This is a genomic window from Costertonia aggregata, assembly GCF_013402795.1.
GTDB lineage: Bacteria > Bacteroidota > Bacteroidia > Flavobacteriales > Flavobacteriaceae > Costertonia > Costertonia aggregata.
In genome coordinates, this window is record NZ_CP058595.1 from 3,531,740 (window position 1) to 3,545,444 (window position 13,705).

12 protein-coding genes are annotated in these 13,705 nt (G+C 40.4%); 10 read left to right on the forward strand and 2 right to left on the reverse strand.

Features of this window, described 5'->3' with window-relative positions:
• Window positions 1–444, reverse strand: a complete 444-nt coding sequence (locus HYG79_RS16200) for a hypothetical protein (protein WP_179243106.1) — start codon at window positions 442–444, stop codon at window positions 1–3.
• Window positions 445–659: 215 nt separating this feature from the next.
• Between HYG79_RS16200 and HYG79_RS16205 the strand changes: the two genes are divergently transcribed.
• The 4 genes from HYG79_RS16205 to HYG79_RS16220 are packed head-to-tail and all read left to right on the forward strand — an operon-like array spanning window position 660 to window position 4,163.
• Entirely contained in the window at window positions 660–1,853 is a 1,194-nt protein-coding gene (locus tag HYG79_RS16205; RefSeq protein WP_179243107.1) for an Nramp family divalent metal transporter, read from the forward strand.
• Window positions 1,854–2,597 carry a 5-oxoprolinase subunit PxpA gene (pxpA, locus tag HYG79_RS16210; protein WP_179243108.1) on the forward strand — a complete coding sequence of 248 codons (744 nt, stop codon included), beginning with the start codon at window positions 1,854–1,856 and terminating at the stop codon, window positions 2,595–2,597. It begins immediately after the preceding gene.
• Window positions 2,594–3,331, forward strand: a complete 738-nt coding sequence (gene pxpB, locus HYG79_RS16215) for a 5-oxoprolinase subunit PxpB (protein ID WP_179243109.1) — start codon at window positions 2,594–2,596, stop codon at window positions 3,329–3,331. Before pxpA ends, pxpB begins: the two co-directional genes overlap by 4 nt.
• Window positions 3,324–4,163, forward strand: a complete 840-nt coding sequence (locus HYG79_RS16220; protein WP_179243110.1) for a 5-oxoprolinase subunit C family protein — start codon at window positions 3,324–3,326, stop codon at window positions 4,161–4,163. The genes pxpB and HYG79_RS16220 overlap by 8 nt, the downstream gene beginning before the upstream one ends.
• On the opposite strand, the gene HYG79_RS16225 is transcribed toward HYG79_RS16220, so the two are convergent.
• Complete coding sequence (locus tag HYG79_RS16225; RefSeq protein WP_179243111.1) at window positions 4,160–4,888, reverse strand: nitroreductase family protein; 729 nt, start codon at window positions 4,886–4,888, stop codon at window positions 4,160–4,162. The two genes, HYG79_RS16220 and HYG79_RS16225, sit on opposite strands and share 4 nt — an antisense overlap.
• 414 nt (window positions 4,889–5,302) lie before the next feature.
• On the opposite strand from HYG79_RS16225, the gene ilvD reads away from it, so the two are divergent.
• From ilvD to HYG79_RS16255, 6 genes are all read left to right on the forward strand, one after another.
• Window positions 5,303–6,979, forward strand: coding sequence for a dihydroxy-acid dehydratase (gene ilvD / locus HYG79_RS16230; protein WP_179243112.1), 1,677 nt, complete (start codon window positions 5,303–5,305; stop codon window positions 6,977–6,979).
• Window positions 6,980–7,080: 101 nt separating this feature from the next.
• Window positions 7,081–8,814: a biosynthetic-type acetolactate synthase large subunit gene (gene ilvB / locus HYG79_RS16235; protein ID WP_179243113.1), complete on the forward strand. Its 1,734-nt coding sequence runs from the start codon at window positions 7,081–7,083 to the stop codon at window positions 8,812–8,814.
• Window positions 8,815–8,837: 23 nt separating this feature from the next.
• A complete protein-coding gene (locus HYG79_RS16240; protein WP_228027893.1) occupies window positions 8,838–9,446 on the forward strand; it encodes an O-methyltransferase in 609 nt (202 codons plus the stop codon).
• Between the two features lie 90 nt (window positions 9,447–9,536).
• A complete protein-coding gene (gene ilvN / locus HYG79_RS16245; protein WP_179243114.1) occupies window positions 9,537–10,067 on the forward strand; it encodes an acetolactate synthase small subunit in 531 nt (176 codons plus the stop codon).
• A 61-nt stretch (window positions 10,068–10,128) separates the two neighbouring features.
• On the forward strand, window positions 10,129–11,604 hold the full coding sequence (gene ilvC, locus HYG79_RS16250; RefSeq protein WP_179243115.1) for a ketol-acid reductoisomerase: 1,476 nt from the start codon (window positions 10,129–10,131) through the stop codon (window positions 11,602–11,604).
• A 57-nt stretch (window positions 11,605–11,661) separates the two neighbouring features.
• On the forward strand, window positions 11,662–13,254 hold the full coding sequence (locus HYG79_RS16255; protein WP_179243116.1) for an NADP-dependent glyceraldehyde-3-phosphate dehydrogenase: 1,593 nt from the start codon (window positions 11,662–11,664) through the stop codon (window positions 13,252–13,254).
• Window positions 13,255–13,705: the final 451 nt, after the last annotated feature.

Sequence of the window (13,705 nt, forward strand, 5' to 3'; positions counted from 1 at the left end):
TTATATGGCCTTTATGTTGGCTTTGAGCCCTTCCATGATTCCGATAATGTTCCGTACGGTCTCGTTCAAGTAATACCGTACTACAATATGTGGAATGCGTATGGTGGTAAAACCATTTTTAAAGGAATGCATAGCCTCCTCTAGATTGTTGATGGCTTGCTCCTCGGTAAGTTTATCGTATTCGGAGTCGATTTCGATATTGAGCTTTACTCTGGATATGGCGATATCGATTGATTTTTTTCCGTTCCACCATTCCAGCATGGCATTTACGCCCGCTTCTTTAAGTCCATAATACAACTGTATGGCTTCTAGTGGGGTATCGTTCTTTTTTATCAATTCTTGCATACGCTTGTGATGTTTCACACAAAGCTCTACACCTAGACTATCCATCGCATTTTTATGGTCAACATAGCCTAATTCCTTTTTACATTCTAAACACGTCATTAAGTAGGTTAATTTTGATTTGGGATAATAATAACCTTCACTTTTTTGGAATAGTATATAATCTCGATGTATGACATACCACTTTTAGACGAACTGCATTTTTTTAGACGAACTACCGTTTTTATGTTAAAATTTGGATCGAAAAATCAGAAAAGGTTTCTCTTGTTTCCAATGAAACATGTTTATATTTATCCCATATCGTTGTTTTATACATTATGTTCAAAAAAATAGGTCCGGGAGTATTAATTGCAGCAGCTTTCATTGGTCCCGGTACTGTTACAGCTTGTACTTTGGCCGGGGTAGGGTTCGGATATTCATTGCTTTGGGCCATGTTGCTGTCCATCATAGCGACCATCGTCTTACAGGAAATGTCGGCACGGTTAGGTATAATTACCCAAAGGGGATTGGCCGATGTCATCAGACAAGAATTGCACACACCGTGGATAAGGAAAACGGTTATCGGGATTATTTTATCGGCTATCGTGATCGGCAATGCAGCTTATGAAGCAGGCAATATAGGTGGCGGCACTTTGGGGTTGGAAGCAATCTTCGGAGCGCAGTATTCGGCTTTTTATCCTTTTGGTATTGGAGTGCTCGCATTTCTGCTTCTTTTTGTTGGTAACTATAAGGCCTTGGAAAAAATATTTGTGCTTTTGGTACTTGTCATGAGCGTATCGTTTGTTTGTACGGCAATCATCACAAAACCAAATCTGAGCGAAATATTCAATGGGCTGTTGGTACCAACAATGCCCAAAGAGAGTATATTGACCATTATTGCTTTGGTTGGTACCACGGTAGTACCCTATAATTTGTTTTTACATGCTTCATTGGTAAGTGAAAAATGGAAAAATAAAAGTGATTTAAAACCAGCTAAAAGAGATACGTTCGTTTCTATAATCTTGGGTGGTTTCGTTTCTATGTGTATCATCATAGCGGCTGCGGCGATAACCAATACGGAAATAGAAAATGTTATGGGTTTGGCGAAGGGGCTGGAGCCTTTGTATGGTTCTGCTGCCAAATATTTTATGGGACTGGGGTTGTTTGCGGCCGGTATAACTTCTGCGATAACCGCTCCTTTGGCAGCTGCCTACGTGGCCAATAGCTGTTTTGGATGGAACGCAAGCTTAAGGGACAATAAATTTAGATTCGTCTGGATGTTCATACTTGTACTTGGGGTTTTCTTCTCCTCCTTTGGTATTAAACCGATCGAAATCATAAAGTTTGCACAAGTGGCCAACGGTATTCTACTTCCCATTATTGCTATTTTTTTAGTTTGGGTGGTCAACAGAAAATCCGTTATGGGAGCATACAGCAATACTAAGCTGCAAAATGCAATCGGTATCGGTATAATTTTACTTTCCGTGGTGTTGGGGTCTAAAAGTGTTTTGAAAGTATTTGGTCTTTTTTAAATGGAAAAAAGGTTTATTGATATTAATTGCGATGTGGGGGAGGGAGTTGGCAACGAAGCCGAGCTTTTTCCCTTGATATCTTCTTGCAATATTGCTTGCGGAGGCCATTCGGGTGATTTGGCTTCTATGACGGCTGTTGTCAGGTTGGCGAAAAAGCATAGGGTTAAGATAGGTGCGCACCCTTCATATCCCGATATAAAAAATTTTGGTAGGCTTTCCATAAAAATGGATACAAGAGAACTCTCGGATAGTATTAAATCACAGGTAGAGACTTTGGCATTCATAGCTAAAAAAGAAAAAATCGACGTACACCATATCAAACCCCACGGTGCTTTGTATAACGATATTGCCAAAGATGAAAACCTCGCTTCTGTTTTTTTGGAAGCGGTAACAAGGTGTAAGAATCAACTTTTTATTTATGTTCCACCCAAGTCGATAATAGAAAAATTGGCATTGAAGAAAGGGTTTAAGATAAAACGGGAAGCGTTTGGGGATAGAAATTATACTGCCGACTTGCGTTTGGTTTCCAGAAAAGAGGCAAATGCATTGATTTTAAATCCTGAATCTGTATGTAAACATCTAATCCGCATGGTTAAGGAACAATACGTAAATACCATATCAGGGGAGCGCATAAAAATAAAGGCCGATACCTATTGTATTCATGGTGACACCCCTAATGCTTTGCAAATATTGACGTATCTTTCTAAAGAATTGCATAATCATAAAATTTATATCTCGAAGTGAATCTCCCATCCATAACCATTAAACCTTTTGGTATACACGCTATTTTGATGGAATGGCCCAATGAGGTCAGTGAAAGCATATTGGACAATATTCTTCTGTTTGAGAAGTACTTAAAACATAAGTGCTTGGAAAGTAAAGACTGGGAAACCGTCCCAGCATATAATTCCCTACTACTTACCAACCGACACCTGGTCATTCAACATGATGTTTTTGGTAATAAGCTCCAAGATTGGTATGCGGACAGTAAAGAGATAAAACCCAGTAAAAGATATCTTTGGCGCTTGCCAGTTTCCTACGATGCCGAATTTGGAATTGATATGAAGGAAGTTTCCGAAAAACTGGGCAAGACCCCGGAAGAAATTATAGAACTTCATACAAGCCACGTATACACGCTCTACGGTATTGGTTTTTTACCTGGTTTTATGTATTTGGGCGGATTGCCCAAAGCATTGGAATTACCAAGAAAGCCATCCCCAAGGCTAAAAGTACGGCAAGGTGCGGTTGGTCTGGCGGGAAAACAAACAGGAATATATCCCCAGGAGTCTCCTGGTGGTTGGAATATTATAGGAAATTGTTCGGTACCCATGTTCGATGTTACCAAAGAACAGCCCTGTTTTGTTAGCGTTGGGGATAAAATTCAGTTTTATCAAATTTCGCGGGCCGAATACGATTTGCATAAGATTGAGGCCGAAGTAGGTATATACCAACCTGAAAAAATTGAGATGGATGCTTAAGGTATTAAAATCAGGTTTTTACACAACGGTTCAAGATACGGGGAGGTTTCTTAATAGAAATAAAGGTGTGCCGGTTTCTGGTGCCATGGATGAAATTTCTGTTTTTAAGGCCAATACCTTATTGGAAAATGGAGTAAACGATGCTGTTTTGGAAATTACCATGACCGGCCCTACCTTGCTTTTTGAAGAGGAAACCTACATAGTTTTGGCCGGAGCCGAAATGTCGGCTACGCTGAATAATCTTCCTATCCAAAATTATAAGGTGTACCAAATTGATGTCGGGGATATTTTGTCCTACGGCAAACTTGAAAAAGGATTTCGTGCGTATTTGGCCATAAAAGGAGGTTTTAAGACAGGGACTGTGCTGGGCAGCTTATCTTATTTTAAGCCCATATCAAAAGAAAACAGGATAAAAGATGGGGACCTCATACCTTTTGAAAGCAACAAAATTTTTGAACCCAAGATTTCAGAAATAAAGGTTGATTGTTTTTTGGATGATACTATTTTGGAAGTGTATAAAGCTCCTGAATTCGCTTTTTTGAATGATAAGCAACTTGAGATGTTATTTGCAAAGAATTTTACCGTGGCCAAGGAAAACAATAGAATGGCCTATCAAATGGAAGAAACCCTGCCTGAACATAAAATTGGTATACTCACATCGGCTACTTTGCCGGGCACGGTTCAATTGACCCCTTCCGGTAAGATTATTGTTTTGATGAAAGACGGTCAAACCACTGGGGGTTATCCCAGAATACTTCAGTTATCGGATAAGGCCATAGCTATTTTGGCGCAGAAGCGTGAGGGGAATATGGTTTCCTTTAAACTGATTTAGATTTTTCGATACACTTTGTCAAACGGGACTCTAAAACGAGGGCCATATATCCCGTTTTCATCCCGTACTCCACAACCAATGACCATATTTATTTCAGCTCCCCAGGGCAAACTTAAAATATTCTTTACCTTTCCGGTATCACTGCCTTCCATAGGGCACGTATCGTACCCGATGGCCGCCATGCTTATCATAAAATTCCCTGCGGCCAAACCGGCACTTTTGTGGGCAACTATTCGCATATCCGAGTTTCGTACCTGTTTATACATGGGCTTGAACAAACCTATGATCAGAAATATGAGATATTTAATAAAACCGAATACCCCAAAGAAATCGGTATAAATAGAGGGTATCAGTTTTTTATAATAGTTCAATGCGAACCTTTCTCTTTTTGTATATGCTTTCTCGTCCTTATGGCCATAACTTTCTTTTAGAAAACCAATATTGGCTTTTGCCCTTTTCCTCCATAAATCCTTTCGTACAACCACCACGACCAATTGTTTAGCTGTTTTTGCAGCATTTTGCCCTAAACAGGCCCACGCCATTTTCTTTAAAACGACCGGGTCTTCGATGTGATAAAATTCCCAAAGTTGCAGGTTGCTACTGGTAGGGGCCAATACGGCATTTTCAATACATCGTTTTACCTTCTTTGCGTCTAATTCAATGTTTTTGTCAAATATGCGTATCGACCTTCTATAAGCAATTGCATCGGTCACTGTTTTCTCCATGTGCTGTGTATAATTCGTATTTTGATGTTTTGCGAAAGTAAATATTATCTACGCAACTTTTGTCCCGCAAATTATTTTGTTTACTATTGCTATGTGAAAGCAAATAAAACTACAATCAATCTGGTCATTATCCTTCTTAAACGGGAATGATAAAGATTTTTGATTGATTTAAAAACCTGTATCAGACTCGTTGGATACAGGTTTTTTTATAGAACAAAGATAAATTTTGATATATCGATATGTGTTGAATGTGATAAAAATAAATGGATATTGATTTGATAATCAATTGTTTAAATAGATTTTTATGTAATTGAATTTGAACTCGGGGCATATGTTAAAATTATGGCACTATTTAAACTTTTATCTTTGAATGTAAACGATATAAAATCGATTTAAGCATACGTGAGCAAAACCATGGAATTAAACAAACACAGTAAAAACGTTACCCAAGACCCTAGCCAACCAGCAGCTCAGGCCATGCTTTACGCAATAGGTCTTAACGAAGAGGATTTAAAAAAGCCTTTGATCGGTATTGGAAGTACGGGCTATGAGGGGAACCCTTGCAATATGCATTTGAACGATTTGGCCCAAGAGGTCAAAAAAGGAGTTAATGAAAGTGGTAACGTAGGTTTGGTGTTCAATACCATTGGGGTAAGTGACGGGATTTCTATGGGAACATATGGTATGCGTTATTCGTTGCCGTCACGTGATATTATTGCAGATTCTATGGAAACCGTGGTACAGGCCATGAATTATGACGGTTTGGTAACGGTCGTTGGCTGCGATAAAAATATGCCAGGTGCTTTGTTGGCCATGATTCGTCTAAATCGCCCATCGGTTATGGTGTATGGTGGCACTATTGCCTCCGGCTGTTATAAGGATAAAAAATTGGATGTAGTATCCGCTTTTGAGGCTTGGGGCGAAAAAGTTGCGGGAACTATGAACGAAGAAGATTATAAAGGCGTTATTCAAAACGCTTGCCCGGGTGCGGGAGCCTGTGGCGGTATGTATACGGCTAATACGATGGCCTCGGCCATTGAGGCCTTGGGTATGGCCATGCCGTACAACTCTTCCAACCCTGCAATTGGCAAGGAGAAACAAAAAGATGCCATAAATTCTGGAAGTGCATTGCGCCACCTTCTTGAAAACGATATTAAACCCAGTGATATTCTCACAAGAAAATCTTTTGAAAATGCTGTCCGCTTGCTTACGCTTTTGGGTGGTTCTACCAATGCGGTATTGCATTTCTTGGCCATAGCCAAAGCGGCCGAAGTGGAATTTACGTTGGATGATTTCCAGAAAATAAGTGACAACACACCTTTTTTGGCCGATTTGAAACCTAGTGGTAAATACCTTATGGAAGATTTGCATCGCGCGGGAGGTACACCGGCCGTTTTAAAATTTATGTTGGAAAATGGCATGTTGCACGGTGATTGCTTGACCGTAACTGGGAAGACCATTGCAGAAAACTTATCTGAATTACCTGCGCTAAAAGAAGGACAACAAGTGGTAAAGCCTTTAAGCTCACCCATTAAAGAAACGGGGCACTTGCGTATTCTATATGGAAACTTAGCGGAAAAAGGTGCTGTGGCCAAAATTACCGGTAAGGAAGGACTGTATTTTTCCGGTCCAGCAAAGGTGTATGATAACGAATTTTTGGCAAATGCGGGAATCGGTAAGGGAGAAGTAAAAAAAGGTGATGTTGTGGTAATCCGGTATGAAGGCCCAAAAGGTGGTCCCGGTATGCCGGAAATGTTGAAACCCACATCTGCTATTATGGGTGCGGGTCTAGGTAAGGATGTCGCTTTAATTACCGATGGTCGCTTCTCCGGGGGAACTCATGGCTTTGTAGTAGGTCATGTATGCCCTGAGGCGCAAGAGGGCGGAATGATAGGTTTATTGTGCAATGGTGACATCATCACTATCGATGCGGAAAAAAATAAAATTTCCGTAGAATTGACCGATGAGGAAATTCAATCCAGAAGGGATAATTGGGTTCAACCGCCTTTAAAAGTCAAAAAAGGCAGTTTATATAAATACGCAAAAATGGTATCATCGGCTTCAGAGGGCTGTGTTACTGACGAAATGTAATGTGAAACCAAGAGTTTGTGCTTAGGAACAACGAGTCGCAAGCCGTTAAAATTAGTGTCGGTTTTCAATTTGAGTTTGACACTTCTATCAGAATTTAAAAAATGGAAACATTAAAAGAAAAACAAATCAAGACCAACACAAAATCCACTATCAAAATTACTGGTGCGGAGGCTATCATACATTGCCTACTGGCAGAGGGGGTTGATTTGTTGTACGGTTATCCGGGAGGAGCCATTATGCCGGTGTATGATGCGCTTTATAAATTTCAAGATAAACTGACCCATATTTTGACCCGTCACGAACAAGGAGCCACCCATGCGGCTCAAGGTTATGCAAGGGTTTCGGGTAGAGTAGGGGTCGCTATGGCAACATCTGGCCCGGGCGCTACGAATTTGGTGACCGGTTTGGCCGATGCCCAGATAGATTCAACACCTATGGTTTGTATTACCGGACAGGTGCCTAGACATTTATTGGGTTCGGATGCTTTTCAAGAGACCGATATTATTGGGATTTCAACCCCGGTTACAAAATGGAACTATCAGATTACGAAGGCTTCCGAAATCCCAGAAATTATGGCGAAAGCTTTTTATATCGCCAAATCGGGCCGTCCAGGCCCTGTTTTGGTCGATATTACCAAAAATGCCCAGTTTGAAGCGTTTGACTTTTCATATAAAAAATGTAAAGGGGTACGTAGTTACAATCCAGCACCAAAACCCAATATGGGTTCTATTGAAGCCGCTGCCGATTTGATAAATAATGCCAAGAAACCTTTTATAGTTTGGGGGCAAGGTGTTATTTTGGGACAAGCCGAGGAAGAACTGAAAGCTGTTATAGACAAAGCGGGCATACCCGCAGCTTGGACGATAATGGGAGAGTCCGCAATACCGACCAGCCACCCGTTGAATGTGGGCATGGTAGGTATGCACGGCAATTATGGTCCAAACCTGCTTACCAATGAATGTGATGTTTTGATTGCGATTGGAATGCGTTTTGACGACCGGGTCACTGGAAATTTGGATAAATACGCTAAACAGGCCAAAGTGATTCATTTCGAAATCGATCCAGCGGAAATCAATAAAAATGTAAAGGTAGATGTTGCTGTTTTGGGCAACTCAAAAGAGACCTTGAATGTTTTATTGCCATTATTGAAAAAGAACGAACACAGCAGTTGGCATAATGAATTTAAAAAGAAATACGATATTGAATTTAATGCGGTCATAAAAAAGGATATTCACCCGACCAAGGAAGGGTTGACTATGGGTGAGGTGATCGAGGAAATTAATTTGGCCTCAAAAAATGAAGCGGTCATCGTTACCGACGTCGGGCAACACCAAATGATCGCCTGCCGTTATGCAAAATTCAATACCACCAAAAGCAACATTACCTCAGGTGGTTTGGGTACTATGGGTTTTGCCCTGCCTGCAGCAATTGGTGCAAAGCAGGGTGCTATGCATCGCGAGGTTGTAGCCATCATTGGTGATGGAGGATATCAAATGACCATTCAGGAACTTGGAGTGATTTTTCAACATCAGATTCCTGTAAAAATCGTTGTTTTGAACAATGACCATTTGGGAATGGTACGCCAGTGGCAAGAACTGTTTTTTGATAAACGCTATGCGTCAACGGTCATGGTAAATCCTGATTTTGTAAAAATTGCCGAAGGGTATCATATTGAAGCAAAATGTGTGACCCAACGTATAGATTTAAAAGCGACTGTTCAAGAAATGATAGCATCTAAAAAGCCCTACTTTTTAGAGGTCAAGGTTGAAAAAGAGGATAATGTGTTCCCTATGATTCCATCTGGGGCAGCTGTTTCCGATGTTAGATTAAAATAATTAATCGATAAAAGTTTCTCTCTTTGGGAGAGGAGTTTAGTGAGAGGCTTATGAACGATTCCAACATTCAGGATATTCCAAACATCCAGTCGGAGATAGAACGAAAGTCAAAGGAAATCGGGTTTACTATGCCCTCGGATCTTTATATCGGGACTTTGCTAAAAACTCTGGTTTCCAGCAAAGTTTCCGGCAGGTTTCTTGAATTGGGAACGGGCATAGGGTTATCTTTATCATGGATGATTGACGGAATGTGTAATGATTCCACAATAACGACTTTGGACAATGATGCACAGCTCACAGAAATCGCAAAATCGTATTTTGGTCATGATAAACGGGTAGCGATTGTCTGTGGCGATGCGGAGGAATGGATATTGGATTATACTGGAGAAAAATTCGATTTGGTCTTTGCGGATGCCTGGCCTGGAAAGTATAGTCAGATAGACGAACTTTTGGAGCTTATCAACGTTGGCGGTTTTTATGTTGTTGATGACATGTCCGAACAGCCTAATTGGCCTGATGGACATGATAAACATGTAGATGAATTGGTAACTTATTTGGAAAATAGGGATGATTATAATTTGACCAAGATGAATTGGTCTACAGGATTGATAGTAGCTGTAAGAACATATTAATGTAGTTGTCTTCTCGAGCGCAGTCGAGAGGTTTCGAAGATTATAAATGAGTTATCGACTGCGCTCGAAAGGACAATAGAAGTAGATGCAATGGAAAAACAATGGTTTACGATATCAGTATATTCAGAAAATAATGTGGGATTGCTCAATAGGATATCTGGTATATTCTTAAAGCGACACATCAATATAGAGAGTTTAAATGTTTCTAAATCAGAAATTGATGAAGTTTCAAAATTCACTATAGTCGTGCATACGACCGAGAAATGGGTACATAACATCGTGGGGCAAATTGAAAAACAAATCGAAGTCATTAAAGCGTTTTACCATACCGATGATGAGACTATTTACCAGGAATCCGCCTTGTTTAAAATCGATTCCAGTTTATTGTTTGACGAACGGCAAATACAAAACATCATAAAAGAGAGCAACTCCCAAATCGTAACGGTGTCCCGAGAGTTTTTTGTTTTGGCAAAGTCTGGGCGACGACATGAAATAGATAAAATGTACGACCAGTTAAAACCTTTTGGTATCATGCAATTTGTACGCTCGGGCCGTATATCGGTCTCGAAAGAGGAGATGCAGATATCGGCCATGCTCAAAGAATTTCAACATACTTCATAAATTAAACACACTAAAAACAAATGCCGCACCTTGGGGCATAAAAATCAAAACAAAATACAAAATGGCAAATTATTTCAATACACTATCACTTAGGGATCAATTGACACAGCTGGGGAAATGTAGGTTTATGCAATCCAGTGAATTCGCTGATGGTGTATCCGCTTTAAAAGGAAAAAAAATTGTAATCGTTGGTTGTGGCGCACAAGGGCTCAATCAAGGTTTGAATATGAGGGATTCCGGTCTGGACATAGCATACACCCTACGTGACTCGGCAATTACAGAAAAGCGACAATCATACATAAACGCCACTGAAAATGGTTTTACGGTCGGTACGTATCAAGAATTGATTCCTTCTGCCGATGTTGTTATCAATCTTACGCCCGATAAGCAGCATACTTCCGTAGTAAGTGCTGTAATGCCATTAATGAAGCAAGGAGCAACACTGTCTTATTCTCACGGCTTTAATATTGTTGAGGAAGGTATGCAAATTCGCAAAGACCTTACGGTAATCATGGTAGCCCCAAAATGTCCTGGTTCGGAAGTACGTGAAGAATATAAAAGGGGTTTTGGGGTACCGACCTTGATTGCTGTTCATCCCGACAATGACCCGGAAAGCAAGGGTTTGGCGCAAGCAAAGGCATATGCTGTGGGCACAGGCGGTCATAGGGCAGGGGTATTGGAATCTTCTTTTGTGGCAGAGGTGAAATCGGATTTAATGGGCGAACAAACCATTCTTTGCGGTTTATTGCAAACGGGTTCCATTCTTTGTTTCGATAAAATGATAGAAAAGGGAATCGATGCAGGCTACGCTTCAAAGCTGGTCCAATATGGATGGGAAACCATTACCGAAGGCATGAAGTATGGTGGAATCACAAATATGATGGACCGTCTATCAAACCCAGCGAAAATAAAGGCATTTGAACTATCCGAAGAACTAAAGGATATCATGCGATCATTGTTCCATAAGCATATGGACGATATCATGACGGGACATTTTTCCAAAACCATGATGGAAGATTGGGCTAACGATGACAAAAACCTATTGACATGGAGAGCCGCCACGGGAGAAACCGCTTTTGAAAAAACACCTGCTGGTAATGATGCCATAAGTGAACAAGAATTTTATGATAATGCAGTCCTAATGGTTGCCATGGTCAGAGCCGGAGTCGAGTTGGCCTTCGAGTCAATGACCGAATCAGGCATTATCGCCGAGTCGGCCTATTATGAATCATTGCACGAAACACCGTTGATCGCCAATACCATTGCCAGAAAAAAATTGTTTGAGATGAACCGTGTGATATCCGATACGGCAGAATACGGCTGTTATCTTTTTGATCATGCCTGTAAGCCTTTGTTGGCAGGTTTTATGAAGAAAATCGATACCGATGTCATCGGAAAGCATTATGCAAAAGATAAGGGCAACGCCGTAGATAACGCAAAGTTGATAGCCATAAACAAAACACTTCGGGAGCACCCTGTCGAAATCGTTGGGGCCCGGTTGAGGGAATCTATGACCGCAATGAAGCCCATAATATGAATTTCATAACTATGAATCCCTAAATCTTTAGGGATTTTTATTTTTAAAATAAAAAACATGAGCAAATCAAGCAATCCTATACCAGCTGAATTTCAAATTACAAATACCATTGACCAAAAACAATACTTGGTTGCGGGAGAGTTAAAAAAATGGAACGGAAATACTACTCAGGTTTTTTCGACCATATCCTCTAGCGAGGAATATAAACCAACCCTGTTGGGCAGTATTCCAGATATGGGCGAGGTCGAAGCCTTGGATGCTTTAGATGCCGCTTTAAGTGCCTATGATAAGGGACAAGGTGTTTGGCCAACAATGAAGGTAAAAGATAGGATCGTATGTATGGAAACCTTCGTGGAAAAAATGAAGGAAAAACGCGCTGAGATAGTCAAGCTCTTAATGTGGGAAATAGGTAAATCCCTACCGGATTCCCAAAAGGAATTTGATAGAACGGTCGAATATATTGAAGATACCGTTGAAGAATATAAAGATTTGGATAGGGGCAGTGCCAAGTTTCAAAAACACCAAGGCGTGTATGCCCATATTCGTAGAGGGCCTTTGGGCGTAGTACTTTGTCTAGGTCCTTATAATTATCCATTGAACGAAACTTTCGCCTTGTTGATTCCGGCTATAATTATGGGCAATACCACAATTTTTAAACCCGCAAAACATGGTGTTTTGCTAATAACGCCATTGTTGGAAGCTTTTCGGGATAGCTTTCCAAAAGGTGTGGTAAATATACTCTTCGGTAGGGGTAGAGCAGTTGCCGCTCCAATCATGAAAACCGGTAAAGTAGATGTATTGGCCCTTATCGGGAACAGTAAATCTGCCAATGCGCTTCAAGAACAACATCCAAAGAGCAATAGGTTACGATTGGTTTTAGGTCTGGAAGCTAAAAATCCGGCTATTATTCTGCCAGATGCCGATTTGGACCTAACCATTGACGAAGTCATTGCGGGAACCACCTCGTTCAATGGTCAGCGCTGTACCGCGCTAAAGGTAGTATACGTGCACGAGGATATAAAAACGGAATTTCTTGACCGTTTTTCAAAAAAAATAGATGCCTTGAAATTTGGAAACCCTTGGGATAATGGTGTAAAGCTCACGCCGCTACCGGAACCCGGTAAACCTGCCTATATTCAAGAATTGTTGGACGATGCCCTTGCAAAAGGTGCAAGCATACAAAATGACAAAGGCGGACAGCATTCTGAAAATTATATCTGGCCCGCTGTTTTGTATCCCGTTTCAAAAGATATGCGTGTGTACCAAGAGGAACAATTTGGCCCCATAATACCAGTACTTTCTTTTAAGGATATTGAAGAGCCCTTGGACGATATGGCTGAAAGCAACTATGGGCAACAGGTGAGTTTGTTCGGTAAGGATGTATATACCCTTTCCCCTTTGATCGATACCTTGGCCAACTTGGTTTGTCGTGTAAATTTGAACAGTTCATGCCAGCGTGGCCCGGACGTTTATCCGTTTACGGGAAGAAAAGATTCGGCCCAAGCTACTTTAAGTGTGCATGATGCTCTTCGTTCGTTCAGTATCAGAACTTTTTTGGCATTTAAGGATAACGATTTGAACAATGAAACTGTTGAACAATTGTTAGATGCCAAAGTGAGTAATTTTTTAAGCACGGACTATATTCTTTAATATAAATTATCTGATACCCAATACTTTTAAAGGTTGCTACTTTACCATGGCATGACCTCTGTTTTCACTGTAAACAGGGGTCATACTATTAAAATCCCATACTACATTTGAATATGTAAACAAAGAGTATTTAAATACTCTATAGGAATATGGCAGGTCTCCGAATTTATGACCCTTTTAACTTTTTTTCTAAGGAAATGTGGGAGTATTCCTTAATTTTGAGTCTTTAACCTGTGCCCAAATACTTTGTCTTGAATATGCGATTTAGATTTATAATTCTATTATTTGCTCTACTGTATTTTGTGGATATTGGTGCTTGCCAACTTTCCAATGAACCTATTCATGTAACGGCAAATTCAAATGTCACGATTACCTTTTTTTTTCCATCGCCGATAATAAAGTTAGTTAAGCCTTCCGATAATTTTATATTCAAATATAAAGCGAATTCTAC